This window comes from Pseudomonas sp. ADAK7 (assembly GCF_012935675.1).
Lineage (GTDB): Bacteria > Pseudomonadota > Gammaproteobacteria > Pseudomonadales > Pseudomonadaceae > Aquipseudomonas.
Genome location: NZ_CP052861.1, coordinates 4,247,042 through 4,271,771, shown reverse-complemented (window position 1 = coordinate 4,271,771; position 24,730 = coordinate 4,247,042). Strand labels below are relative to the sequence as shown.

Genomic DNA, 24,730 nt, shown 5'->3' with positions numbered 1-24,730 from the left:
AAAAAATATAAAAAACTGTCAAATATGACAGATGATTACTTTTTTACAGAAAGTGATCATGTACGCTCCTAACCACGCAGGAGCAATTATCATGGCTTTCAGTGACAATTCCTTCAAAAATGTCTCATCAGGCGCTGCTCTGGAGCTTCACGAAGTTGCGAGTACGAGGCCTGGCGATACCGGTTCAAAACGAACTGGAACATTTGTCTCCGCAGCCAATGGAACATTAACTATTTATTGGACTACTTATTCAAAAAACCTTTCGATTTCCTATTCAAAGTTACTGGATGTAACTGTAGGTCGTAAGATACTCAATGAGGACGGGTCCTTAACAGAGAAACCGTTTTATTATTGATCCGCGAACGCTATCAACTGGACTTCTACGACCCGCGTGCGGAAATCACGGGCGGGGCGGTGATCAATCGGGATTTTGAAGTGCTGGTCTATACGTGGACGGCGCGGCTTAAAAACTTTGATCATCAGTTGGATGAGATTGAAGTGCAGTATTCATAATTTTTGTCGGCTGGACTGACGCCTTCGCGGGCAAGTCGCACCGCTCGCTCCTACAGGGGATCGCAATCTTCTGTAGGAGCGAGCGGTGCGACGATTCGACTTGCCCGCGAAGGCGTTTTCATGACTGCTGAAACTCTCGACCCCCGCCACCTGTCCATAGACACTCTTTCACCTTTAATCATTAAGCCCTCCCGCCCAGCAAATGCTAATCTCCACCGCACTTTTGCGCAGTCGTGACCACGACCCGTCATGGGTTCAGGGAAGACGACCACTTTTTCAACAACGGACATTGATCGGGTAATTCATGAATAAATCAGCAGGCGTGCTTCTTGGGATTGTCGTCGCCATAGGTGCCATCAGCGCCGGCGGTGCCTGGTACACCGGCACTAAACTGGAAGGCGTGCTCAACGCCTCGGTTGTAGACGCCAACAAAGAACTGCAAACCGCGCTGGTCGGCTCCAATGGCACGGCGACCCTGGAACTGGTGTCCGTGGAACGTGGCGTGTTCAGCAGCACCGCGCATTACCGCCTCAAGGGCGAAGGCGAGATGTTCGGCGGCGCGCCGGTCGAATTGCTCTTCGTCGACCGTGTCGAACACGGCCCGCTGCCGTTTTCGCGCCTGGCTTCGTTGAAATGGTTGCCGGTCATGGCCACCAACCACTTCGAGCTGGAAAAGACCCCGACCACGGAAAAATGGTTCGCCGCGGCTAACGGCCAATCGCCGGTCAAAGGCGTGGTCAACATCGGTTACGACAACTCCACCAACGGCAATTTCGAATTGCTGCCGCTGGAAGTGGCGCTGGATGACAAGTCCAGCCTGAAGTTCTCCGGCCTGAACATGGACGTCGACGCCAGCGCCCAGGCCCAGAAGGTCAAGGCCAACGGCTACATGGACAGCCTGAAGCTGACCACAGTGTCTGAAGATCAGGCGCCGGTGACGGTCGAGCTGAACGGTCTGACCCTGGCCAGCAACCTGGTCAAAAGCACCTACGGCTACTACACCGGTGAAAACACCCTCGAGCTGACCAGCAGCAAGACCACGTTCGGTCCCAAGCAGTCGATCGTCGGCGTCAACAAATTCGAAATGAAGAACCACACCGAAGAATCGGGCACCAGCGCTTCCGGGCGTGCCGATTACAAGGTGGGCGAAATCACGTTCAACGGCAAAACCGTCGGTTCGGCACAGATGGCCATGAGCCTGAAGAACCTCGACATCCCGTCGACGATGTCGCTGATGCAGATTTACCAGACCAAGCTGCAGCCGTATGAGAAGGCTGCCACTGAAGCCGCTGCCGCCGGTCTGCCGGCCCCCGAGCTGAACCTGACCCCGGAAGAAGAAACACAGGTCAAGGCCGGCCTGGAAAAACTGCTGGCCGCCGGTCCGCAGTTTGCGCTGGAAAACCTGTCGTTCAACACCGCCAACGGTGAAAGCCGCGCCAACCTGGTGGTCGACCTGACCAAGCCAGCTTCCATGGACCTGCCGCCGGATCAATTGGTCCGTCAGTTGATCGCGCTGCTGGACCTCAATCTGCAAGTGTCCAAGCCAATGCTCGTTGACCTGCTCAGCGTCCAGGCGCAAGCCGATGGCCAGACCGACGCCAAGGTCATCGCCGATCAGGCCACGGCCACCAGCGACATGTTCAGCAGCATGGCCGTGGGCACGCAACTGGCCAAACTGGACGGCACCAACGTCGTCACCAAACTGCATTACGCCAACAATCAGGTGGAATTCAACGGCCAGAAGATGACCGTCGAGCAGTTTGTCAGCTTCGTGATGAGCAAACTCGGTGGTGCTGGGCAAGTCCAGTAAAACCAAGGGCTGTACCCCGAACGCCCGGCCTCTGCGCAACGCAGACGTCGGGCGTTTTGCTGTCCGGCGTTTGATCAGGGCCAAGTGATATTACGATTCTGAATAAATATTGCGTTCTTAAGAGCGGGCTCCCTACGCGTGCAAGACTGCGCCCCGACAAGCTGGCTGGGTCCTGTCGATCCGGCTTTCCGTACGAATGGGCAAGGGGGCATTGCGACCCGGCTGGCCGTGGAAGGATGCTGACGAATGCCGCGTTTTGCAGGTCCCTTTATTCATCGTGGCTTACGCCCGTTGTTTCGCGTGGCGCTGTGCAGCCAGTTGCTCTGGCCGGCGCTGGCGTTTGCCGACACGCCTTACGACCAGATGGTCCGCGATGCCCGGGCGGGCAATTACGCGCCTGCACTGACCGTACTGCGTCAGGTGCCGCTGAACCAGGCCACTGCCGGCCAGGTCAGCGATCACTTGCAGATCGCCAATTGGGCCGGCCTGGACGCCGAAGTGGTGCAGGTCTATGAAACCCAGGGCCGCAACCGGGCGCTGCCGATTCAGGCACTGACCGCCACCGCGCGGGCCTATCGCAACCTCAAGCGTTGGGACTCGGCGACCAAGGTCTACAACAAGGCCCTGGCGCTGGAGCCACAGAACCCGGACCTGCAACTCGGACTGGCCCTGACCCAGGCTGACGCCGGCAAACCCGACGAAGCCGTGACTCGCACCAAAGCCCTGGTGGCCGCCAAACCGGACGACCCTGCCCGGCGTCTGGCGCTGGCCTATGCCTTGACCCGTGCCGGCAAACATTACGACGCACTGTTTGAATACGACCAGGCCTTCATCCGCGCCGGCAGCAAGCCTGACGTCGCCCGCGAATACGTGTTTGCCCTGCAACGCGCGCGCCTGCCGGAACCGGCCTTGCGCCTGGCCAAGCAACGGCCGGGACTGATCGATCCGGTGCATCTGCGCCTTATCGAAGGCGACCTGGCTGCCGAGCGCGTGCGCCTGGCGGAACTGGCCACCCGCAGCGAAAAAGAACGCTATGTCATCGCTGATCGGGCACTGGCCGACTACGACCAATTGCTCGCCACCTGGACCCCGAACCCGACAGCCCACGACGACGTCACCCGCTGGCGCATCGACCGCATGGGCGCGCTCAAGGCCCGGGCGCGCACCGCCGACGTGATCAGCGAATACCAGACGTTGATCGGCGAAGGGGTGAAGATTCCGACCTATGCCCTGCGCTGGGTGGCGTCGTCCTACCTGGACCAGCGTCAGCCGGAAATCGCCGCCGACCTCTATCGCCAGGTGCTGGTCGCGTCGGACGCCGATGTCGGCGATCGCCTCGAAGACAGCACCGCGCTGTATTACGCGCTGCTCGAAAGCGATAAGGCCGACGAAGCACGCAAGGTCGCCGAGGACCTGGCAAAAGCCCAGAAACCACGGGTCGAACTCAAGGGTTTGCCGGTGGGCAATCCCAACGATGAATGGATGGACGCGCAGCAACTCGCCGCCCAGGCCGGGACCTACGGCGCCGACCTGCCGTCCGGCGAGCAGCGCTTGCAGACCTTGGTCGATCAGGCGCCGGGCAACATCGGTTTGCGCCTGGCCCAGGCCGATCTGTACCTGGCCCGGGACTGGCCACGCCGCGCGGAATTGCAACTCAAGGAAACCGAGAGCATGGTGCCCCGGGACACGGGCCTCGAAGTGGCCCAGGCCCACACCGCGATGGATTTGCAGGAGTGGCGGCAGATGGATGCGTTGACCGACGACGTGGCCGCGCGTTTCCCCGACAACCGTCAAGTCCAGCGTTTGCAGCGTCAGCGTGAGGTGCATGACATGGCCGAGCTGCGGGTGCAGAGCTACGGCGGCAAGAGTTATGGCGGTGGCAGCAGCGGCGCCGGTGCTGTATCGGGCAGCAAGGATTTCGGCATCGAAACCGTGCTCTACAGCCCGCCTATCGAAGAAGACTGGCGCGTGTTTGCCGGTGTCGGTTACGCCACCGGTGATTTCCAGGAAGGCACCGGGCGTGATCGCACCCAACGGCTCGGCGTCGAGCGCCGCACCCGTGACATGACCCTGGAAGCGGAAGTCTCCAATCACAACTTCGGCTACGGCAACAAGCAGGGCGCGCGGCTGTCGATTGCTCGCGATATCGATGACCACTGGCAGTACGGCGGCAGCGTCGCTTATCTCTCGGCGGATACCCCGTTGCGGGCCTTGAACAGCGACGTCACGGCCAACGGCGGCAGCGGGTTTATCCGCTGGCGCGCCAATGAAAGCCGCGAATGGAAACTGGCGGTCAGCCCGTCGCATTTCAGCGACGGCAACAATCGCGTTGAAGCGTTGTTGACCGGGCGCGAGGGCGTCTATACCGCGCCGAAAGTGCAAGTCGACCTCGGCCTGGAAGTCGGCACCAGCCACAACTCCGCGTCCGAAGACGTGCCGTACTTCAACCCCAAATCCGACTTCAGCGTGCTGCCGACGGTGAACGTCAACCACGTGCTGTATCGCCGCTACGAAACGGCCTGGAGCCAGCAATTCCAGGCCGGTGCGGGTACCTACAGCCAGCGCGATCACGGTACTGGCGGCATTGGCCTGCTGGGCTACGGCCAGCGCTACAGCTGGAACGACGTGTTCGAGGTGGGCGGCTTGTTGACCGTGATCAACCGGCCCTACGACGGCGACCGCGAAACCGATCTGCGCCTGCTCGTCGACCTCACTTACCGCTTCTAGAAGAGTTTGAAGATGCCTTTTATCTCGCGTTTCATCCTTCTGCTGGGAGCGCTGCTGGTCAGCGCCTGTGCCCAGCAAGCCCCGGCGTTTACACCGCCGTCCGAGCGCCCGGTGCCGGCCAACGAAAAGCCGTGGCCGAAAAACCATGTGCTGGGGATTGCCTACCACGACGTCGAAGACCGCGACCCCGATCAAGCCGTGGTGGCCGTGCGCACCGAACGCATGATCGAGCAGCTTGCCTGGTTAAGGGAGAACAACTACAAACCGGTCACCGTCGACCAGATCATCGCCGCGCGCAACGGTGGTCCGGAGCTGCCGCCCAGGGCGATTCTGCTGAGTTTCGACGATGGTTATTCGAGCTTCTACACCCGCGTGATGCCGGTGCTGCGCGCCTACAACTGGCACGCGTTACTGGCGCCGGTCGGGGTGTGGATTGATACGCCGCTGAACCAACCGGTGGATTTCGCCGGCACACCACGCCAGCGTTCGGACTTCCTGACCTGGGAGCAGATTCGGGAAATCTCCAAATCCGGGCTGGTGGAAATCGCCGCGCACACCGATGCCAGCCACAAAGGCGTATTGGCCAACCCGCAAGGCAACCTGCAACCGGCCGCCGCGACCCGTCGCTACGACGCGCTCGCGGGTCGCTACGAAACCGAAGCCGAGTTCCAGGCGCGGATGCGCAGCGACGTCGCGGCGATCACCGAGAAGATCCGCAAAGTGACCGGTTACAAACCGCGAGTCTGGGTCTGGCCTTACGGCGCGGCGGACGGCACTTCGCTGCAAGTGGTCAGCGAGCAGGGCTATAAAATGGCCCTGACCCTGGACGACGGCCTCGATGCCCTCGACAACCTGATGAGCAGCCCGCGCTTCCTGGTGGCCTCGGACCCGGACGGCGAGCATTTCGCCAACAGCATCGTCTCGGTGCAGGCCGAATCGCCGATGCGTGTAGTGCATGTGGATCTGGATAACGTCTACGACGCCGACCCGGCGCAGCAGGAAATCAACCTCGGCAAGCTGATCCAGCGCATGGCCGACATGGGCGCCAACACCGTATTCCTGCAAGCCTTCGCCGACCCGCAAGGCGATGGCCTGGTGCACTCGCTGTACTTCCCCAACCGTCACTTGCCGGTACGCGCCGACATCTTCGACCGCGTGGCCTGGCAGTTGCGCACCCGCGCTCACGTCAAAGTGTTTGCCTGGATGCCGGTGCTGAGTTTTGCCCTGGATGCGAACCTGCCGCGGGTGACGCGTTGGGACCCGAAAACCGGCACCACATCGGTGGACCCGGACCAGTACAAACGCCTGTCGCCATTCGACCCGAACGTGCGCCGAATCATCGGCGAAATCTACGAAGACGTGGCGCGCCTGACCTCGGTCGACGGCATTCTTTATCACGACGACGCGGTGCTGTCGGACTTCGAAGACGCCGGCCCCGAAGCGCTCAAGGTGTACGCCGCCAACGGCCTGCCAGGCTCGATAGCGACGCTGCGCGACGACCCGGCCACGCTGCAACGCTGGACGCGGTTCAAGAGCCGCTACCTGATCGATTTCACTAAAGAACTCACCGCCAAGGTCCGCGCCATTCGCGGTCCGCAGGTGCTGACCGCGCGCAATATCTTCGCCGAGCCGATGCTCAATCCCCAGAGCGAAGCGTGGTTCGCGCAGAACCTCGACGACTTCCTCGGCACCTACGACTGGACGGCGCCGATGGCCATGCCGCTGATGGAAAAACAAAGCCACGCGCAATCCGGGCCCTGGCTCGAAGCGTTGGTCGCGACGGTCAAGGCCCGCCCCGGCGCGCTTGAGCGCACGGTGTTCGAGTTGCAGGCCAAGGACTGGACCAAGCAAACCGATTCCGACATCGACGGCGCGCAGCTGAGCGACTGGATGGGCCGCCTCAAGCGTCAGGGCGCCACCAGTTTCGGCTACTACCCGGACAACTTTCTCGAGAACCAGCCGGACCTGAAAGCCGTGCGGCCCGCGCTCTCCAACAAGTGGAATCCATAACATGCTGGATAGACTGCTGGCCCTGCTGGTTCTGGCGATCGTCCTGGGGATTCCCCTGGGGCTGATCTTCCTGGTCACCGGGCAATTCCTGATGGACTTCGTGTTCTTTTATCCCCTGTTCATGTCCGGGCTGTGGATCGCCGGCGGCCTGTATTTCTGGCTGCACTGGGAGCGGCACTGGCCGTGGAAGGACGACACCTTGCCGCCACCGCTGGCCGGCGAACCGCTGATTTCGATCCTGATCCCTTGTTACAACGAAGGCGACAACGCCGCCGACACCATTCACGCGGCGCTGGCCCAGCACTACCCGAACATCGAAGTGATCGCGATCAACGACGGCTCCAAGGACAACACTGCCCAAGTGCTCGATGCCTTGGCGGCGCAGGATCCGCGCCTGCGGGTGCTGCACCTGGCGGAGAACCAGGGCAAAGCCGTTGCCTTGCGCATGGGCGCCATCGCGGCGCGCAGCGAGTATTTGGTGTGCATCGACGGCGACGCACTGCTGGCGCCGAACACGGCGGCGTATCTGGTGGCGCCAATGCTCGATAACGCGCGCCTCGGCGCCGTCACTGGCAACCCGCGAATCCGCACCCGTTCGACCCTGGTGGGTCGGGTTCAGGTCGGTGAATTCTCGTCGATCATTGGTTTGATCAAGCGCACACAACGGGTGTTCGGGCGGATTTTTACCGTCTCCGGGGTGATCGTCGCGTTCCGCCGCACGGCGCTGAACCGGGTAGGTTACTGGAGCCCGGACATGATCACCGAAGACATCGACATCAGCTGGAAGCTGCAACTCGATCACTGGAGCATCTTCTACGAGCCTCGTGCGTTGTGCTGGATCCTGATGCCGGAAACCCTCGGCGGCCTGTGGAAGCAGCGTCTGCGCTGGGCCCAGGGCGGCGCTGAAGTGTTGTTCAAAAACATTCGCGGCATCTGGCAGTACCGCCATCGCTACCTGTGGCCGCTGTTGTTCGAATACTGCTTGTCCACCGGTTGGGCCTTCACTTTCCTGCTGTCAGTGATTTTCTGGGCCGTGGGCAAATTTGTCGAAATGCCCGAAGCCATCGCCGTGCACCACCTGCTGCCGCCGGCCTTTACCGGGTTGCTGCTGGCGATGGTCTGCCTGTTGCAGTTCGCGGTCAGCATCCTGATCGACCGGCGTTATGAAAAGGGCCTGGGCAAGACCATGTTCTGGGTCGTCTGGTATCCCTTGATGTTCTGGTTGGTCAGCTTGTTTACAACGCTGGTCAGTTTTCCAAAAGTGCTGTTCGGTCAGCATCAGAAACGTGCGCGCTGGGTCAGTCCGGACCGGGGTATCAAGCCGTTGGACGATGAGGAAGAGGTCATCAAATGAAAATCATCAGAACCCGTCAGCGGCCTTTTCTGGTCGTGATCGATGCCTTCTTCACGGTGCTGGCCTGGATCGGTCTGCTGTATTTGCTGGTGCGCGGCTTGTGGCCGCTGATCGATACTCACGACGGCCCGCGTATTGATGCGTCAGTGTTTGACGCCCTCGGCACGTTGCAGATTTATCTGTGGGTGGCGCTGTTGAACGCGGTGATCCTGATTACCTGGGCGCGTTACCAGCATCGCAAAAGCAAGAGCTACGCCCAGCGTCGCCTGCCGGCACCGGTGGTGGACGATCATGGTTTGAGCAAGAGTTTCAAGTTGACTGGCGATCGTCTGGAAAAGCTGCGCACCCTGGGCTCGATGACGATTCACAATGATCAGGAAGGCGATGTCAGCCATGTGGTCACTCACTACTTCCCGATGGATCCGGCGCTGAAATCCGCACCGCTGGCGCCGCTGGAACATCCGTTGGTGATTCGTTTGCCGGCGGAAGATGACGAAAACAGAGAGCCGGTGAGTCATCTCTAACGCTGGCCTGCACTCACCTGTGGCGAGGGAGCTTGCTCCCGCTGGAGGCCGAAGGACTCCCAATCTCGACAATCGCGCTCTTTCTGATAGAACGCGGTCACCGATTTTGCGTCTGCTGCGCAGACGAGCGGGAGCAAGCTCCCTCGCCACAAGGTCGTTGTTAGCTCAGGTCTCGCACCAACTGCCACGCCTCATCCACCGGCAACGGCTGTTTCATCCGCTCCGCCAACATCGCCATCGCCCGCTCTTCATCGCAGGCCACCGCCGCCACCACCACCCCGTGCTTACCAAACAACCCGATAAACGGCGGATGATTGGGATCACCCTTGAACTCAACCTCATCCCAACTCTCGGCATGGCCCAGGTAGTCGTAGTTCTTGCCGAAATGCCAGGTCCAGAAATACGGCACGTCGAGGTAATGCTCATCGCCGCCCAGCATGTTGGTGGCCGCGATCCGCGCCTGTTGTTGCGCCAGGCGCCAGTGCTCGATCCGTTGCGGCTGGCCGTTGAGCGGGAAGGTGGCGATATCGCCGACGGCCCACAACCCATCGCTCACACGCATGCCGCCGTCGACTTTCAGCGATTGGTCTTTTTCCTTGGCCAGCTCGGTAAACACTGCGGTGGCCGGGGTGACGCCAATCCCGACCAGCACCAGATCCGCCGATAAACGCTGGCCATTGTCCAGAATCACCGCTTCGACCTTGCCTGAGCCTTCGATGGAAGCGACCTCGCCGTCGGTATGAAAAACCACGCCATTGGCCACATGCCGGGCGCGGATCGCCTTGCCGACGGTTTCACCAAATTGCGCCGCGAAAGGCACGGCATGGCGAGCGAGCACGGTCACGTCCAAGCCGTAGGTGCGCAGGGCCGAAGCCGATTCCAGGGCAATAAAGCTGTCACCGATGATCACGGCTTTTTGCCCGGGTTTAGCTGCGTCGAGAATCCGTTCTGCCTGATCTTTCGAACGCAACAGAAAGACCTGCGGCAAGTCAGCGCCGGGCAACTCCAGAGGTTTGGGGATACCGCCAGTGGCCAGCAATGCGGCGTCGTAGTTCAGGGTTTGGCCGTCGGTCAGTTTTAAGCTTTTGTCTGGCGCATTGAGGCTGGCCACTTCACCGCGGATGCGTTCGATGCGTTGTTTGCGATAAAAATCTTCGTCGCGCAGGGGCGGGATTTCTTCCGGCGGCATCTCCCCGGCGATCACGAATTTGCTCAGCACGGTGCGGTCGTAGCCGGCGTCGGCTTCCCGGTCGATCAGTTGTATCCGGCCGCCGAAGCCTTTTTCGCGCAAGGCCGCCGCTGCGGCGGTACCTGCGGCGCCCGCACCGACGATGACAAAGGTTCGCTCATCGTCTGCGGGCGGCGTATGGGCGTCGACCATCGGTTGATCGTCGACCCAGACCTCGTCGTCGCGTATTTCCAGCGGGTAGCGCATGAGGCCATCCAGTGACGGCGGTTCACACAGCGCCCCGTCCTCGATCCGATAGGCTGCCTTGTGCCACGGACAGATCAGCCGCCCGTGACACAACGCGCCCTCGGCCAGCGGCGCCCCGGCGTGAGGGCATTCGCCCTGGAAGGCGCGCAACTGATCACCGACCCGCAGCAAAACAATTTTGGTGTCATCGATCCGGACTTCCAGACCCCGGTTTTCCGGCACATCGGCGAAACGGGCGACACGATGCAGGGCCATGAGCGCTCTCCAGGCAGGTGTTTCTCTATTGAGTTTGGCCCTTATCCCGAGGTTCAGCCCAATTCCCACTGCCACCGCGCGAACGGTACGGCTATAGTCTGCGAGCCGACGACGGCCTAACCCGCACAAGGTGCTCCGGTAATGACCCGATTGACCTCTCTGAACCCTTGGCTGGCGGCCGTTGCAGTCGCCCTTTGCGTGCAAATGCCCGTGCAGGCCCAGGAACGTTTCACCCTCAATATCCCCGGTGTCACGGACGATCGATTGTTCACTTCGGCAGCCGCCAGCGATGCGCCCAATTGTGGCGGGCACAACCAGTCGCCAGCCCTGAACTGGAACGCCGGCCCGGCGGGCACCCTCAGCTACGCCATCGTCATGCACGACCCCGACGGCGCGAAAGGCCAGGGCGTCGATCACTGGGTGCATTACGGCATCAAGCCGACCACCCATCAGATTGCGGCCGGTGTCGGCGCCAAATCCGCACTTGAAGGCGTCGGCGGCACCAACAGCAAAGGCACCACGACCTATATCGGTCCTTGCCCACCGATTGGCGACAGTGCGCACCACTACATCATCCAGATTTACGCCCTGGACCTGGCGCCGGATGCCTTGCCCGCCGGCCTGACCCGCGCGCAATTGCTGGAAAAAATCAAAGACCACGTGCTGCGAAACAGCAGCGTGGTGCGGCGTTATCACCGCTGAAAATTCTTTTTCCAGCGGTTTAACCCGAACCGGATGGGCTGACCGTCTCAGAGGATGAATGGATCATTTTCCTCCTGAGGTCAGCCCCCATGTTCCTCCCTCTGCATTTCCTCCGTCCGGCCGCTCATGGTTTCGCCATTGGCTTGTTGCTGGCCGCTGCCGGTTGCGGTGTTTCGTCCAAGCCTGATTCGGCTGTGGTTGCGCCGCCGTCACCGTCATCGGCCCAAGGTGAGTTGAAAACTGAAGCGGTGGCGCCGAGTCAGGCGGTCATGGCGGATGCGACGATGGCCAAGCGCAGCGTGCGTGCGGCGCCGATGGCAATGTATGCACCTGAGCCTTCGGCACCGGGCTATCAAGATGAGCAGCGCGAGCAGTATCAAGCGTTGGCCGACAACCCGATCCACAGCGTGGCCGAAGCGCCGGTCTCGACCTTCAGCGCCGATGTCGACACCGGCGCCTACGCCAACGTCCGCCGTCTGCTGAATCAGGGACGCTTGCCGCCTGAAGGTGCGGTACGGCTGGAGGAGATGGTCAATTACTTCCCCTATGATTACGCCTTGCCCACCGATGGCTCGCCGTTCGGCGTGACTACGGAGCTGGCGCCGTCGCCGTGGAACCCGCATACCCGGTTGCTGCGTATCGGCATCAAGGCCTCGGACCGCGCAGTGGCAGAGTTGGCCCCGGCGAACCTGGTGTTTCTGGTCGACGTGTCCGGCTCGATGGACCGCCGTGAAGGTCTGCCTCTGGTTAAAAGCACGTTGAAGTTATTGGTCGATCAACTGCGCGAGCAGGATCGGGTGTCATTGGTCGTCTACGCTGGCGAGTCTCGTGTCGTGCTTGAGCCTACCTCTGGGCGGGACAAAGCGAAAATTCGTACAGCCATCGACCAATTGACTGCGGGCGGCTCCACCGCCGGAGCATCGGGCATCGAACTGGCCTATCAGATGGCACAACAGGCGTTCATCCCCAAAGGCATCAACCGCATCCTGCTGGCCACCGACGGTGACTTCAACGTCGGCATCAGCGACTTCGACAGCCTCAAGCAAATGGCGGTGGATAAACGCAAGACCGGCATTTCCCTGACCACCCTGGGGTTTGGTGTGGATAACTACAATGAACACCTGATGGAACAACTGGCCGATGCCGGCGACGGCAACTACGCCTACATCGACAACCTGCGCGAGGCGCGCAAGGTGTTGGTGGATCAACTCGGCTCGACCCTCGACGTGGTGGCGAAGAACGTGAAGCTGCAAGTGGAATTCAACCCGGCGCAGGTCAGTGAATATCGACTGTTGGGCTATGAAAATCGCGCGTTGAAGCGTGAGGATTTTAGTAATGACAAAGTCGATGCCGGGGAAATCGGTGCAGGGCATACGGTGACGGCGTTGTATGAAATTGTCCCTGCTGGTGAGAAAGGGTGGTTGGAGCCGTTGCGTTATGGCAATTCTCCGTCAGTCTCTTCCGGGAAATCCGGGGAAATGGCCATGCTGCGAGTGCGATATCAGCTGCCGGAAGGTGGGAATAGTCGCTTGATCGAGCGGCCGATCACCTCTAGCTCAGCGCCTGCCAGTGATGACCTGCGTTTTGCGGCGGCCGTGGCGGCGTTTTCCCAGCAGTTGAAGGACGGCCGCTACACCGGAGATTTCAGCCTCAAAGACACCGAAGCCCTGGCCCGTGGCGCTCGGGGCGATGACCGCTTCGGCCTGCGCGCGGAGTTTGTGCAACTGGTTGAGTTGGCGCAGAGCTTGCGGACTTCGACCGCATCGAATCAGGTGTCCAATGCCAACCGTATCGAGTGAAAGGGACCATCGTTGATATGACTGCTCCTGAAATGAGCACCGACGCCGGCAGCGACGAATCGCTGCTGGCGCGCTATCGATCCGGCGACGGGCCGGCGTTCGAGATCTTGTACGCCCGCCACCGTCAGGGACTTTATCGATTCCTCCTCGGCCTTAGCGGCAAAGCCGAACTGGCCGAAGAGGTCTACCAGGACACCTGGCTGAGCCTGATCCGCAGCACCAGTCAGCCACAAGGCCGGGCGAACTTTCGTACCTGGCTCTACCAGATTGCCCGCAACCGACTGATCGACCACTGGCGCAAACATGGCATCCACAACCCCCTGCACGACAGCTACGACGAACAGGCCCATGCCGTGATCGACAACACCGCCGACCCCGAACAACTGCTGAGCCTGAACCGCGACTCCCAGCGCCTCGAAACCGCCCTGCAAACCCTGCCCGCCGACCAACGCGAAGTCTTCCTGCTCCGCGCCCACGGCGACCTCGACCTGCCCCAAATCGCCACCCTCACCGAAACACCGCTGGAAACCGTCAAAAGCCGCTTGCGCTACGCCCAGCAAAAACTGCGTCGGCTGCTGGCCGAGGAGGTACTGACATGACTGACGCCCGCTCTAACAAAGATGACGAAGTGTTGAAGCACTATCGCGAACACAGCAACGATGGCCCGCCGTCGCATCTCGACGCGTTCATCCTCGCCACTGCCCATCGGGAAGCGCCCGTGCGTAAACCGAGCCTGTGGCAGCGTTGGGTCCAGGCCTGCCAGAAACCCCGTTGGCAGGTGGCGTTTGCCAGCCTCGTTGGCGTCGCCCTGATGTTGGCGCTGGTGCAACGCACGCCCGAGCAAGAGCCGCAGTTCGACTCCGCCCCGGCGCCCAAAACGTCATCCTTTGTAGCCAAGAAAGAAGCCCCGTCACCGATTGCACGTTCGTTGTCCGCCCCCGCCGGCGCGTTATCCGCCCCTGCACCCGCCGCGCCCATGGCTGATTACGCCGCGCCCGCCCAGAGCGAATCCATCAACGCGGAAATGGCCGACGAAGCCAAAGTCAGCAAACGCGCCGCTGCTCCGGTGAAAAACCTCGACGATCAACTGCGTGAAGTCCTGCGCCTGCAAAACACCGGTCAAACCCAAGCCGCCGATGAACTGCTCAAGACCCTGCACAAACGCTACCCCAACGAAAACCTCACCACCCGACTCAAGGCCCTGAAGAAAAACTGAGCCCCGACCCTCCACCCATTTGGCAACCAGCCCCGAAAGCGCGCACTATCGGGGCATAGCCGATGCGTTGGAGGAAGCCGTGGCGAAAAAAATCGATCGCATCGCCCAAATGCTCAACTGCCCGAAGAAAGGGGAAGAGTTGAGGCGGGGAATTATTGAGAGTCGTAAGGAATTTCTGCTGAACAAGCAGGAAGGAGGCGTTCCTGAGGAAGATGCCGGGGAGGATGAGGTGTTGGAGGAGGGGGACGAGGACGATGAGGAATATGACGAGTTTGATTGGACGACTGAATGATAAAAAAACCGCTTAGGCGGTTTTTTATTGGCTTCAGTTATTCGGCTAAACCGAACAACTGAATCTTTCAGCATCTTGCTCGTTCTGAGGGATCGAGCACCCACAAAAAAGCCCCAAACCCTACGGGCCTGAGGCTTTCTCGTTTCTTCTATATGGTGCCCAGGCGTCGTTTGAACTGGAGGCTGTGAAGCCCGGTTTATAAGGGTGCGGCTGGTAGCATTTTGGGTAGGCATACACGTGGGCATACAGGGTGCATCGCGCTGCTTCCTTTGACGTTCTTTGAAAGGCTCGATCATTAGTCATGGTGACGAACGGTTGTAGGCACGTCCTGGTGATTCTCCAGCACGGCATATCCACCTCTATTCGTAACAAGAGAAATGGGCTGTGAGGATTCGCCGCCATCTATGGAGATGCGAACCTCCAGACTTTGATCCTCGAAAGAACGAAGCTCTTGTATCAATTGTGCGACGGTTTTGCCGCGACCGATCCATTCTGGGGTCATACGTATTCCAAACAAAGGTATGCATTGGTGGGAATATCAGAGGTTTTGTTGAGCGAAGGCGTTACCGGGGTAAGCAGGATCAAGTGCGAAAAATCCCATGATCCTCGGCCCATTTGCCGTACGCGCTAGCACCCATATTCTCAAAGTCTGGGAAAACGCCGAACTCGACAGATTGAAAAAAGCCAAGGCAATGACTCCAATCGGAGTCGCTCGGATCGTCCACGATCCAGCACTCGTAACCCAACGACTTCCAGTCAAGCTTAGGGTCTGAGTTGGATACCCGCAGGAGTTCCTCGGCAATACGCTCTGTCCACGCAATTGCTTCACCTGCAGTGGAGGCCGCGACGTAAATACCTGTGGATGACTCGCAGTCTTCAATGATGCCTTTTTGAAACAACGTCCAGCGTTCGGGTTCGTGGTAGGTGAATCCTATGAGGAATTTATTCATGTTGAATCCTTTTGGTTCTGCCGCTGCCAGCAGCGTTACCGTGCTTTCGCGGACCTCAGTAATCGGGTAAAGCTGGAAATTGCGAGATGTATGTCATCTTGGGTATCTCCGTCCCACTCCTCAACCGTTTCCAGCTCTGCTCGTAACCTGGCAATACGCTGTTCGATCTCTTCGATTTCAGGGGCACCACATTGCTTAGCGATTGCCTGCCAACCGTCATCAGAGATTTTTTCCTGAACAGATAAGCCGGACCGGGCATCTGCGATTAGCTTATGGAGGTTACTCATCTGAAATCTCGGGTGGGTTACAGAAAAAGGCGCTGGGGACCCTGACGATATCCTGAGGATACGGGGTCGGAAACCCGCGACATCTTGGTAGCGACAGTTTCATCAGCTTACTGAAATTTCAACGTTGAAATTGAAAGGATATTGAAGAGAAAAGGGCATCGTTACCGCAACGGTAAAGATGGGCTTACGTGTTGTTGATAGCGAACGGTTGCGCCTCGTCAACCTTGGGGATGGTGTCGACTACGTCAACCTGTCAACCAACGTAGAAAACCTGGCCGCTAACACGATTTGGCGGGTTCTTTGCCCCGTACCCATTCGAAATGACCAGGGGCCCCGACGAGGTACCAAGCGATAGGGCAAATGCACAGGTAAACAGCAGTTCACCAGGTTCACCTGTTCACTAAGCTGTGCACTTTTCCGCTAACACGATCACGCGGGTTTCCGACCCCGTGCGTGTCTCATCGCCTCAGGGGCCCCCCTGCTCCCGTTTTGAATCTCCTCGCTGGTGGAAGTCAATTCTCATGGGGAGTGGGGCAGGTACCTGTCAAATGTGGTGTAACTCGTGTTACAGGTGTAACGGTTCTAGTTAACTATTTGAATTTAAAGATAAATATAGGGTTACACGCCCTGATAGCGTTCCGTGTTCATGGTGTAACGAAGACGAATTCGTGTAACGCTTTCTGTAGCGAAGCCAAGGAAAATCAGCGCTACTTAATCCGACAGCGCGGCGCGGGAATAATGAGGTCGGACCGGATGTAGTGGGCATGTTGCAAATGGCCTTGAAGCTGGCACCGGTTACTGCTCTACACTGAATCTGCCAATGCCAGCGGTCTCGGCAAAGGGCTATTAACGTCTGGCTTTCCCAAGTACGCAGCACGCACAACTGCCGTTGCATACTAGGCGGGGTTTTTTGGACCAAAAAAAACCGCCTCGGCCGAAGCCGAAGCGGCATACCTCTCAGCCATTACTGACTTTTGAAATAGTCTCGCAGCAGTTCAAAGACGTGATGCACACGTACACAAACCACCACGATATCCCATGCATGCTTCAAATGTTTCAACATGCTAGGCCCTCCCGTAGTTGGGCCATACCTCCAGCGCGCTTATCCCGGAACACGCGCGCCTTTTGGAAACACACCAAGCGTTCCCTGTGAGATGGCTAAGCCGATGGCCTCTTATTTCATCCGGCACAGATTCCTAGGCCCGTGTTGAGAGGTCCAGATTCACGCTCAGATGAACGCGGATCTGGCCCGATGTTAACGAATTTTTTTCGGCCGTGGTGGGACGAATCGGCGCATTGAGCGGTTAGGAGGGTGGGTTTTTCGCTGGAAGCGAGGGATTACAGGGCTTTGGCTGGAGAAGATTATTTTCAGGATTTTTTGGTTAAAGTTTTTTTTGCTCAAAAAACAGACAAAAAGCCGCCAGCCCTTGTCCGCCGCCGCCTCTGCGCGCCGCCGTCAAACTGACGGCAGGGTGACGTCACACCGCTAATCGTTAATTATTGCGCGAGGTGGCACCAGCTTGTAATCTCTTGTGCACACCAAGCGTTCCCTGTGAGCGAGCCAGCCCGGCCCCTAACCGGACTGGCATGAAAAGCCGCCCTCCTAAGGCGGCTTTTTTTTTGCCTGTCGTTTGCCTGCGTGACATCTAACAACTCGACGACAATCCCCCTAAGGCCCACAGCGTCGGCGTACTTGGCCAGGGCCTAAGGCTTTTCCAGATCCGCAATGGTTCACGCCGCGAGCGCGCCGGAATCAGCCGTGCCGTGGGGCCACCCAGGCACACGACAGCACCTACTGCTGATCATCTCCAGCCACCCGGCCGACCACCACGTCACAAATCACGTGCTGGCTGACCAGGGCTTTTAAGGTGTAGTCGTGGATCGCTTCGCCAGTCATGCACCGAGCGCCACCGAGAGCGGCTGGAAGGCCCGGTCAAATACCAGGTACAGTCATTCAATGTCGCCCGGGTGGAGGTCTGGACGGCAAACCAGAGGGCCGGGTCTTGGTAGACCAGTCCTGGCCTTTATGATTGCCGCGCCGCCCCAAAAAGGCCTCCGCACTGGGACAAAGTGTGGGGGCCGACTCACCATAAGCGGCGTTACTCGAACGCGGCATCACTCGCCCGGCTCTAGCCGATCCTCCGCGTCCCGTTCGGCCTGTTCAACTGCGCGCGCCAGTTCGGTTGCCTCGCTCTTGTCAATGGCGCCGACGGCTTCTAGGGCGGCGAAATACCCAGCCGCGTAGGTCTTGCCCCACACCACGTCATCCAGCGACTCAGACAGGGCAATGTCTTCGACCTGCTCGCGGGCTCGCGCCAGGATGCGGGTACGTTCTTCGTAGGTATAACTTGGCATGGCGAGGGTTCCGTTGTGTTGGCTACTTTGGGCCTGTTTGACTCAGCCGAGAGTGGGCTCTCGCAAGCGACTTTTCCTTTCCAGCTCATCTAAATGGGCTATCACTTCGCTCATGTTCTTATCCCTGTCCCATTCATCTGGCAGAGGTTCGCCAACTGGTAGCCCTGCATATGAACGAAGTTTCTTCACTATGTCAGATACGTGCAGTCCCAATACGGCATACCCCCGCCTCCTTGTCCAAAAATATTCAGGGTGATCCGGCGGATCGTAATTGAAGTCTTGGATCCCTCGAAGCTTTCCATGAAGCTGATCCTGTTGATCGGGAATCCTAAGAATCGAATACATCAAATCTTTGGGTAACAGCCTCCAATCAACATCAAGCTCCAGCGGACGAAATATTGGGGGGGGAGTAGTGGCTTGAGAGTGACCATCTTGGCCCGCCGGTTGCCCGTGCCAAGTGCCATCGTCGATGCAAACGTCGAAGCATTCAGTTGCGAACCGATCCAAATGGGAAACAACGATAATTCCTAGATAAGTCGTGGCTTGGTTAACGCTCTTACGCTTGACCCACCACTCTTTAATCAGAACGAAGGAGTTACCGAGCAACACGCCACTGATACCAGCCACAGCCGAAATGATTGCTGAAACGTTCCCTGGATCCATAAGTCCTCTCCGTGGATTGAGTGTAATAAACCCCGATTGTGGGACCCACCGATCAACAAGGTGCGGGTGCGCAACTCTACGCCACAAAAAAGACACTCTAGTCCCAAATCTGTCCCATATGGAGGGGGTTAGGACTCCAAAAACCACAAGACTAGACTTTCTCTAAAAAAATCAAGAGCTTGCGTTTGCTAAATGTGGCGGTAAAGGAGAGATTCGAACTCTCAATTTTTATAAGTTGTAGCGGTTAACTCCACCCTGACGCCCTACGACGCTTTAAATCCTTAGTCGCCTACACAAATGTATTGATTCGAGCGCACATTCGTAGCTGAGCGCTTACTGACCGATTGCAGGTGTTTACGGTCGGCGGCTATCGGCCAAATGCAGCCGTCAATCTCGACTCTGAATCAGAGGGCGCTCACTATTTGCCCACTTCGACACCCCTAGCTTCTGCAGTCAGAAGATCTGCACTGATAGGTCGAATTCATTTAAGTTTTGAGGTTGGCGCGTAGATATCTGTTGCTTCGGTATGTCATTATCGAAGGGCTCGGAGCTTTCATACCCTCATCTCGATATGCCTCTCCTGACGTTTTCTCTGATTGGCTACCAAGCGTCATAGAAATTTTCGGGAAGAATATCCACAGCATGGAGCTTGGCATGTTAAATCAACATTTTTCTTCTAAAAATTTCATGCGACTACTAACAAGACAGGATATTTTTAGATATAACATGGGGGCGGGAGGCGATGATTATCGAGCGAAGTTAGTTTGCGTTGAGGAGTCTATAGCAAAACCTGCATATACATTTTCAGATTTCAGAAGAAAGAAAATGGCGCACGGCGAAGTTGTTTCGCCGCAAAATATAACTGACGAATTTGCACTGAGGAAACTGAACGATAATATTAAGCGTGTCTTCAATATAAAAACAACTGATCGAAACAGTATACTGCCTCAGATAAAGGTGTTATTAGCTGAGGGTGGTGAGTTCTGGTTGCAAAAACTTGATATCACCAGATTTTTCGAATCTATTCCTCGTGCTAGTGCGTTAGAGCTTGCATATAAAGATCATAGACTGTCATTTGAGTCTAAAAAAATTCTCGAAAAGCTCTTTTCTACTCAAGAGCTTTCTAAGCACCCAGGGTTACCTAGGGGGATTTCGCTAAGCTCCACGCTATCTGAGTTATATATGAGAGAGTTTGATAGGTCTTGTCGTATACTGACTGGATGCTATTTCTACACTAGATATGTTGATGATATATTCATGCTGTTTTGTGAGGATCCAGGTAGTATCGAAAAACAATTGCACCTACCTGAAGGCCTGTCGTTCCACCCTGACAAAAGCCTTTCCCTATACCACGCTCATAAGGGGCCTGTGAGGACTAGTGATGGGGGAAGCAGTGTCACATACTTAGGATACGAATTTAACTTCTTGTGCGTAAACAAGGATAAACCAACAAAGTTGCAAGTTGGGATAGCAACAAAGAAAATAAAAAAAATAAAAACACGAATAATGCTTGCGCTATTCGAATACTGCAATACAAAAGACTTTCTTCTGCTTAAGTCGCGACTTACATTTCTGGCAAGTAACTATAACATAGGCAAAGACTCCTCAAGAGGCAAGCTATATGCGGGAGTGCATTTTAATCATTTGCTGATTGATAAGGAGCGTCACTGCGACCTTAATGGAATCGATAACTTCTTGCAAAAAGCGCTATGTAGCAAACGCGGTTCTCTGGGGCGGAGACTTGTCTCCCTTCTGTCAGCAAACCAGCGCCGAGAGCTCCTGAAGATATCACTCATGCAAGGCTTTCAACAAAAAATAGTCAGACCTTTTAAACCTGAGCACCTTTTAGAAATCAAGAGAGTTTGGGCGCATGTATAAGACTATTAATAACAAAGTTAGAATTAGAAAGAACGACGAGTATAGGGCCCTGCTCACCGAAACTCTTCCTTACGAAGTGCCAATGTTGTTTTCAAATGAAGGCCTATATCTAGCAGCTAAAGATAAGTTGATTAATAAACTAAAAGATGTGCATGGATTAGATATTTTCAAGAGTCAGCCTACTATTCCATACAAATACAAAATACGAAAGAACTCGTTCGAGTCTCGCGGACTTGCAATTATGCATCCCGCCCAGCAACTCGAAACGGGAATTTTTTACTCACAGTATGATCATTTAATCGTAGGCTTGTGTCAGAGAAGCCCCTTCTCTCTTAGGGCTCCTGCGTCTATCGCCAGCTATTACGTCGAACGTGATCGCTCAAGTGGCAATGCTTCGAGCAAGGATATACAAATAGATGCCGATGGGTTCGAGTCAATTCCAAATACAGGCACCTCATACTTTGCATATAAGAAGTTTCCGTTTCTATTTCGGTTTTACGACTCATTAGAGTTTTTGAGACTGGAAAAAAAATTCAAACAGCTAACCAAGATGGATATTTCGGACTGTTTTAATAGGATTTATACCCATACGATAGCTTGGGCAGTAAAAAGCAAGGGGCACGCAAAGAGAAACAAGACTCAGCACTCATTTGAAAACAGTTTTGATAAACTTATTCAGAACGCCAATCATGGCGAGACAGCTGGAATTATAATTGGACCAGAAGTATCGCGGATCTTTGCTGAAATTATTCTCCAGCGAATCGATTTAGAAATAGTAAGCAGATGCGCTCAACTGAATTTGCGCTTGGATATTGACTATACGATACGAAGATATGTTGATGATTATTTTATTTATACGAATCAAATTAGTGTTCAAGAAACACTAAAAAAGCTTATTCCCGATGCTCTATTGGAATATAAGCTAGCGGTGAATCACGCGAAGACATCTGACCATGTTCGGCCCTATATCACTAATACATCAATATCTCGTCACAGCATTTCCCTAAACGTAGCTGCGTTTTTTAATAAGTATGTCGAAACAAAATCAGAGACATGCGAAAAAACAGGTAAATTGTCCACGGCAATTTACCTTAAATCGATCGATAACGTTACAGCTGCGGTGGTGCAGACGATCGCCGCCGTAAAAAGATCGATAGGTGAAATTGGATCTTATGATGCAACCGCTAACTACTTTTTAGGGATGTTCAAAAAATTCTTATCCCGAATGGTAGGAAAGAAATTAAAATCTGAAAAAGCCAAGCCTGATAATGATCTTTATTTTTTTCTAACGGCTGTTATTGATATAGTGTTTTTCTATTATTCTATGACTTTGCGGGTCAGACAGACATATCAGATATCAGAGATAATACTCATGATATCAAAAATAATGAAATCCCTTCCGGCAGACCTTCAGGATTCTCTCATCAGGAAAATTGTCGATGAGTCTCGCCTGATAATTCAACAGGCTAACTCAGATTTTCCTGAGCATAAAATAGAAGTTATGAATTTACTGATCGTGCTTCGGAGTCTAGGCGATAACTATATATTCGACTCAAAACTATTATCCAAGATATTCGACTTTGAAATCGAAATAGATAACAAAGTCACGCTTAAAAGTAATTTTGATTATTTTCAGCTGGTGTTCCTTATATCATACGTGGGGGGTGTTCCAGCTCTGGAAAATATGGTGCGCGCAGCAGTCATTTTCTCCACAGTTCGGTTCACACTAAAAAATTGGGCGGATGAAGCTGAAAATGTGTTCTTGTTTTTTGATCTAATATCATGTCCATACGTGTCAAGTTCAGAGAAGCAGAATCTTGCCAAGCTTGTATTGAAGCACGTATCAGAAAAAAACCTAAATGACCGTGCTAATGAACTGCTCACTGACGTTAGTAATAGATTATGGTTTTTTGGATGGAACAAAACAGCAGATCTTGGAATGGTATTGAAGAAAAAAGAATTGCGTACCCCATACTGACTGGATAGGATTAAGTCGGGAGCATGCAGGTCAGCTTGACCCAGGCCAGAGCTTACGAAATATTTTGCGAATACGTTGAGTAGGGTTCAGAGGGAGTCGCGAGATTGTCATTGAATGTGAAAGACGCACCTAGACCGTCTAAGCAACCAATATGGCGCCTGGCACCATAGACGTAGCTGGTCGAAGGACACACGATGGGCCGTGCGTGTTCCCCCCTTCGGGGCTCTTCATTTTCCAATGGACGTCAAAATAGTCAAATGGCACTTCTATAGCTGAACGTCTGCATTTGGCCGAAAGCGGCCTTCGATCCCGTTACTAATGCAACGTTATATGGAGGAGATTCGCCGTTCTGCTTTGAGCTGACGACGAGATTTTTTATCTTTACCGCCGAGCGTCCTTACCAAAAAGGGCCCGCTGGGCCCTTTTTCAGGTGAGGCTGGATTAATTCTTCAACCATCCTTCGACTACGTCGGCACCGTGTTCAGCTTTCCATTCCTTCAGCACTTTGTGATTTCCACCCTTGGTTTCGACGACTACCCCTGTGTTCGGGTTTTTGTACACCTTGAGTTCGCGTGGTTTGCGTGTGCTGCCGGCCGGGGGCGTAGTTTGACGCCGGGTAGTGGTTTGCGGATCGAGCAGATCAATGATGTGCTTCAGGCTGAAGCCATAGTGCTCAAGCAGCTTGCGCAGCTTTGTTTCGAATTCGATTTCTTTCTTCAGTCCATCATCACCTTTTAATGCTTCAAGTGCTTGGAGCTGCTCGGCGAGATGTTTTTCCAGCTGGCGGAATTCTGCGAGTTTGGACATTGTGTTTCCTTTACTCAGTGTGGTCGTGCGTGGTTATTAAGATAGATTATGCTGGTTACAAGTTCATCACTATTTTCGGCGATTCAGTTGGCTTTCAATATGCGCCATTTCCGCTTTAATCGCGTTGATGGTCAGTGTTTGTATCTGGCTGGTTTTACCCGCTCCCGCGTTGATGGTCTTTAGCAGGGTATTGAGATAGGCCTTCCGAGTTTTGAGTGTGTCAGACCAGCTCGCGCTGTTCTGTAGTGGCTTGTTCATTGTGTTCATCCTTGCGTTGTTCGGGATTGCTCTGATCTTCGGGCGGTTGCGGTATTGGCAGACTGTTGAGCTGGACTAAGTCCCGCGCGCTGTATTGACGAGAGCGATCTATCAGCTCGTGCCATGTCCATAGACCATAGGTTTCGCCTTGCTCAGGCACCGCCAGTTTCATCAGGGCTACGTGATCAAGACCGAGCAGGTTGTAGTTGGCCCACAGCTTGCCACCCACCTCGAACAACGCTTTGGCGGCCTCGTTCCATTGCTCCTCCAGGACCGTCTGCGAGAGCCAGAGGGCGGTGCGTTCTATCCCTTTATGCTTTTCTTGTGCTTCGGCGATGTATTTATCTACGGTGACCAGCTCTTGTTCCAGAGCAGTCATCATCAGTGTTTGCCGACGGTTATGTTCGGCGGCCGCTGTCAGATTCTTCGCGGCCTTTTGGGCATCGGCGTTGGCGGTCTCCTCGCCTTCGGTGTCGCCCCATGCGACGGCCTGCGCGTACGCAGTGGCTGCGTCCGATTCGGCCTGACGGGCTTTGGCCATGTCCTCAACCGCCTGTTGTTTGATCTGTGCCAGACGGGTGCTGAGGCTCTGGCGCTTTTCGTTTAGCTCCTGCTCATCCGCTTTCCAGTTATCCATCGCCTCGAAGTAACCCACCATCAAGGAATCGCAATTGGCGAGGTTCTCACGGCGACTGATCTTTCTATCTAATAGGTCGGCATTGATATCGCGCGATTGGAAATTCCTTTTCAGCTCGTTGTATTTATCCCGCAGTTCGCGTTTCCGATCCGGCTCGATGGGGTCTTCACTTTCCAGCACGGCCTCAAGGAGCAGCATTTCGGCGTGTAGTTGTTCTGCCTCGCTGCGCAGTTGGTCGCGGCGGTCTTTCAAGTTTTGAATATCGTTCATCTGTTTAGTC

The 24,730-nt window shown here is 55.7% G+C and carries 21 protein-coding genes and 1 pseudogene; 14 read left to right on the top strand and 8 right to left on the bottom strand.

Annotated features, from left to right (window positions below; genetic code table 11):
• Nucleotides 1–91 precede the first annotated feature (91 nt).
• The 7 genes and pseudogenes from HKK53_RS19640 (at nt 92) to pgaD (ending at nt 8,938) form a co-directional block, all read left to right on the top strand.
• On the top strand, nt 92–355 hold the full coding sequence (locus HKK53_RS19640) for a hypothetical protein (RefSeq protein WP_169372198.1): 264 nt from the start codon (nt 92–94) through the stop codon (nt 353–355).
• A pseudogene (locus tag HKK53_RS19635) lies at nt 352–513 on the top strand (NADH:ubiquinone oxidoreductase subunit N); the annotation flags it as partial. The gene HKK53_RS19640 and the pseudogene HKK53_RS19635, both read left to right, overlap by 4 nt.
• A gap of 304 nt (nt 514–817) precedes the next feature.
• Nucleotides 818–2,323 carry a YdgA family protein gene (locus HKK53_RS19630; RefSeq protein WP_169372197.1) on the top strand — a complete coding sequence of 502 codons (1,506 nt, stop codon included), beginning with the start codon at nt 818–820 and terminating at the stop codon, nt 2,321–2,323.
• Between the two features lie 246 nt (nt 2,324–2,569).
• The gene (gene pgaA / locus HKK53_RS19625; protein WP_169372196.1) at nt 2,570–5,050 is read left to right on the top strand and encodes a poly-beta-1,6 N-acetyl-D-glucosamine export porin PgaA; all 2,481 of its coding nucleotides are present in this window, start codon (nt 2,570–2,572) and stop codon (nt 5,048–5,050) included.
• 12 nt (nt 5,051–5,062) lie between these two features.
• Nucleotides 5,063–7,060 carry a poly-beta-1,6-N-acetyl-D-glucosamine N-deacetylase PgaB gene (pgaB, locus tag HKK53_RS19620; protein WP_169372195.1) on the top strand — a complete coding sequence of 666 codons (1,998 nt, stop codon included), beginning with the start codon at nt 5,063–5,065 and terminating at the stop codon, nt 7,058–7,060.
• A 1-nt stretch (nt 7,061) separates the two neighbouring features.
• On the top strand, nt 7,062–8,414 hold the full coding sequence (gene pgaC, locus HKK53_RS19615) for a poly-beta-1,6-N-acetyl-D-glucosamine synthase (RefSeq protein ID WP_169372194.1): 1,353 nt from the start codon (nt 7,062–7,064) through the stop codon (nt 8,412–8,414).
• Entirely contained in the window at nt 8,411–8,938 is a 528-nt protein-coding gene (gene pgaD / locus HKK53_RS19610; RefSeq protein WP_169372193.1) for a poly-beta-1,6-N-acetyl-D-glucosamine biosynthesis protein PgaD, read from the top strand. Before pgaC ends, pgaD begins: the two co-directional genes overlap by 4 nt.
• Before the next feature lie 160 nt (nt 8,939–9,098).
• Here pgaD and HKK53_RS19605 read toward each other — a convergent pair whose 3' ends face one another.
• Nucleotides 9,099–10,628: an FAD-dependent oxidoreductase gene (locus tag HKK53_RS19605; protein ID WP_169372192.1), complete on the bottom strand. Its 1,530-nt coding sequence runs from the start codon at nt 10,626–10,628 to the stop codon at nt 9,099–9,101.
• A 141-nt stretch (nt 10,629–10,769) separates the two neighbouring features.
• Here HKK53_RS19605 and HKK53_RS19600 point away from each other — a divergent pair, with 141 nt between their 5' ends.
• From HKK53_RS19600 to HKK53_RS19580, 5 genes are all read left to right on the top strand, one after another.
• Nucleotides 10,770–11,330: a YbhB/YbcL family Raf kinase inhibitor-like protein gene (locus tag HKK53_RS19600; RefSeq protein WP_169372191.1), complete on the top strand. Its 561-nt coding sequence runs from the start codon at nt 10,770–10,772 to the stop codon at nt 11,328–11,330.
• An 89-nt stretch (nt 11,331–11,419) separates the two neighbouring features.
• Nucleotides 11,420–13,129 (top strand): vWA domain-containing protein, encoded by a 1,710-nt coding sequence (locus tag HKK53_RS19595; RefSeq protein WP_169372190.1) that lies wholly within the window; start codon nt 11,420–11,422, stop codon nt 13,127–13,129.
• 17 nt (nt 13,130–13,146) lie between these two features.
• A complete protein-coding gene (locus tag HKK53_RS19590; protein ID WP_169372189.1) occupies nt 13,147–13,728 on the top strand; it encodes an RNA polymerase sigma factor in 582 nt (193 codons plus the stop codon).
• Entirely contained in the window at nt 13,725–14,345 is a 621-nt protein-coding gene (locus HKK53_RS19585; RefSeq protein WP_169372188.1) for a hypothetical protein, read from the top strand. The genes HKK53_RS19590 and HKK53_RS19585 overlap by 4 nt, the downstream gene beginning before the upstream one ends.
• Before the next feature lie 19 nt (nt 14,346–14,364).
• Complete coding sequence (locus HKK53_RS19580; protein WP_169372187.1) at nt 14,365–14,637, top strand: hypothetical protein; 273 nt, start codon at nt 14,365–14,367, stop codon at nt 14,635–14,637.
• A 581-nt stretch (nt 14,638–15,218) separates the two neighbouring features.
• Here the strand turns inward: HKK53_RS19580 and HKK53_RS19575 are convergent.
• The 4 genes from HKK53_RS19575 to HKK53_RS19555 form a co-directional block, all read right to left on the bottom strand.
• Nucleotides 15,219–15,587 carry a hypothetical protein gene (locus HKK53_RS19575; protein WP_169372186.1) on the bottom strand — a complete coding sequence of 123 codons (369 nt, stop codon included), beginning with the start codon at nt 15,585–15,587 and terminating at the stop codon, nt 15,219–15,221.
• Nucleotides 15,588–15,622: 35 nt separating this feature from the next.
• Nucleotides 15,623–15,874 (bottom strand): hypothetical protein, encoded by a 252-nt coding sequence (locus HKK53_RS19570; protein ID WP_169372185.1) that lies wholly within the window; start codon nt 15,872–15,874, stop codon nt 15,623–15,625.
• 2,115 nt (nt 15,875–17,989) lie between these two features.
• A complete protein-coding gene (locus HKK53_RS19560) occupies nt 17,990–18,229 on the bottom strand; it encodes a hypothetical protein (protein WP_169372184.1) in 240 nt (79 codons plus the stop codon).
• A 42-nt stretch (nt 18,230–18,271) separates the two neighbouring features.
• Nucleotides 18,272–18,892 carry a hypothetical protein gene (locus tag HKK53_RS19555; protein ID WP_169372183.1) on the bottom strand — a complete coding sequence of 207 codons (621 nt, stop codon included), beginning with the start codon at nt 18,890–18,892 and terminating at the stop codon, nt 18,272–18,274.
• A 654-nt stretch (nt 18,893–19,546) separates the two neighbouring features.
• On the opposite strand from HKK53_RS19555, the gene drt3a reads away from it, so the two are divergent.
• Together drt3a and drt3b are read left to right on the top strand one after the other, a co-directional pair.
• On the top strand, nt 19,547–20,770 hold the full coding sequence (gene drt3a / locus HKK53_RS19550; RefSeq protein WP_169372182.1) for an antiviral reverse transcriptase Drt3a: 1,224 nt from the start codon (nt 19,547–19,549) through the stop codon (nt 20,768–20,770).
• On the top strand, nt 20,763–22,748 hold the full coding sequence (drt3b, locus tag HKK53_RS19545) for an antiviral reverse transcriptase Drt3b (protein ID WP_169372181.1): 1,986 nt from the start codon (nt 20,763–20,765) through the stop codon (nt 22,746–22,748). The genes drt3a and drt3b overlap by 8 nt, the downstream gene beginning before the upstream one ends.
• 441 nt (nt 22,749–23,189) lie before the next feature.
• Here drt3b and HKK53_RS19540 read toward each other — a convergent pair whose 3' ends face one another.
• The 3 genes from HKK53_RS19540 to HKK53_RS19530 all read right to left on the bottom strand — a co-directional run bounded on the left by HKK53_RS19540 (nt 23,190) and on the right by HKK53_RS19530 (nt 24,720).
• Complete coding sequence (locus tag HKK53_RS19540) at nt 23,190–23,555, bottom strand: histone-like nucleoid-structuring protein, MvaT/MvaU family (protein WP_169372180.1); 366 nt, start codon at nt 23,553–23,555, stop codon at nt 23,190–23,192.
• 69 nt (nt 23,556–23,624) lie between these two features.
• Complete coding sequence (locus HKK53_RS19535; protein ID WP_169372179.1) at nt 23,625–23,813, bottom strand: hypothetical protein; 189 nt, start codon at nt 23,811–23,813, stop codon at nt 23,625–23,627.
• Nucleotides 23,776–24,720, bottom strand: a complete 945-nt coding sequence (locus tag HKK53_RS19530; protein ID WP_169372178.1) for a chromosome segregation protein SMC — start codon at nt 24,718–24,720, stop codon at nt 23,776–23,778. The genes HKK53_RS19535 and HKK53_RS19530 overlap by 38 nt, the downstream gene beginning before the upstream one ends.
• Nucleotides 24,721–24,730: the final 10 nt, after the last annotated feature.

Bases quoted from the DNA above. Each gene is read 5' to 3' on its own strand.
- HKK53_RS19600 (WP_169372191.1), top strand. From the start codon at position 10,770: ATGACCCGATTGACCTCTCTGAACCCTTGGCTGGCGGCCGTTGCAGTC.
- HKK53_RS19555 (WP_169372183.1), bottom strand. From the start codon at position 18,892: ATGGATCCAGGGAACGTTTCAGCAATCATTTCGGCTGTGGCTGGTATC.
- HKK53_RS19560 (WP_169372184.1), bottom strand. From the start codon at position 18,229: ATGCCAAGTTATACCTACGAAGAACGTACCCGCATCCTGGCGCGAGCC.
- HKK53_RS19640 (WP_169372198.1), top strand. From the start codon at position 92: ATGGCTTTCAGTGACAATTCCTTCAAAAATGTCTCATCAGGCGCTGCT.
- HKK53_RS19630 (WP_169372197.1), top strand. From the start codon at position 818: ATGAATAAATCAGCAGGCGTGCTTCTTGGGATTGTCGTCGCCATAGGT.
- HKK53_RS19535 (WP_169372179.1), bottom strand. From the start codon at position 23,813: ATGAACAAGCCACTACAGAACAGCGCGAGCTGGTCTGACACACTCAAA.
- HKK53_RS19570 (WP_169372185.1), bottom strand. From the start codon at position 15,874: ATGAGTAACCTCCATAAGCTAATCGCAGATGCCCGGTCCGGCTTATCT.
- HKK53_RS19605 (WP_169372192.1), bottom strand. From the start codon at position 10,628: ATGGCCCTGCATCGTGTCGCCCGTTTCGCCGATGTGCCGGAAAACCGG.
- HKK53_RS19585 (WP_169372188.1), top strand. From the start codon at position 13,725: ATGACTGACGCCCGCTCTAACAAAGATGACGAAGTGTTGAAGCACTAT.
- pgaC (WP_169372194.1), top strand. From the start codon at position 7,062: ATGCTGGATAGACTGCTGGCCCTGCTGGTTCTGGCGATCGTCCTGGGG.
- pgaA (WP_169372196.1), top strand. From the start codon at position 2,570: ATGCCGCGTTTTGCAGGTCCCTTTATTCATCGTGGCTTACGCCCGTTG.
- pgaB (WP_169372195.1), top strand. From the start codon at position 5,063: ATGCCTTTTATCTCGCGTTTCATCCTTCTGCTGGGAGCGCTGCTGGTC.
- HKK53_RS19540 (WP_169372180.1), bottom strand. From the start codon at position 23,555: ATGTCCAAACTCGCAGAATTCCGCCAGCTGGAAAAACATCTCGCCGAG.
- HKK53_RS19575 (WP_169372186.1), bottom strand. From the start codon at position 15,587: ATGAATAAATTCCTCATAGGATTCACCTACCACGAACCCGAACGCTGG.
- pgaD (WP_169372193.1), top strand. From the start codon at position 8,411: ATGAAAATCATCAGAACCCGTCAGCGGCCTTTTCTGGTCGTGATCGAT.
- HKK53_RS19590 (WP_169372189.1), top strand. From the start codon at position 13,147: ATGACTGCTCCTGAAATGAGCACCGACGCCGGCAGCGACGAATCGCTG.
- HKK53_RS19595 (WP_169372190.1), top strand. From the start codon at position 11,420: ATGTTCCTCCCTCTGCATTTCCTCCGTCCGGCCGCTCATGGTTTCGCC.
- drt3b (WP_169372181.1), top strand. From the start codon at position 20,763: ATGTATAAGACTATTAATAACAAAGTTAGAATTAGAAAGAACGACGAG.
- drt3a (WP_169372182.1), top strand. From the start codon at position 19,547: ATGTTAAATCAACATTTTTCTTCTAAAAATTTCATGCGACTACTAACA.
- HKK53_RS19530 (WP_169372178.1), bottom strand. From the start codon at position 24,720: ATGAACGATATTCAAAACTTGAAAGACCGCCGCGACCAACTGCGCAGC.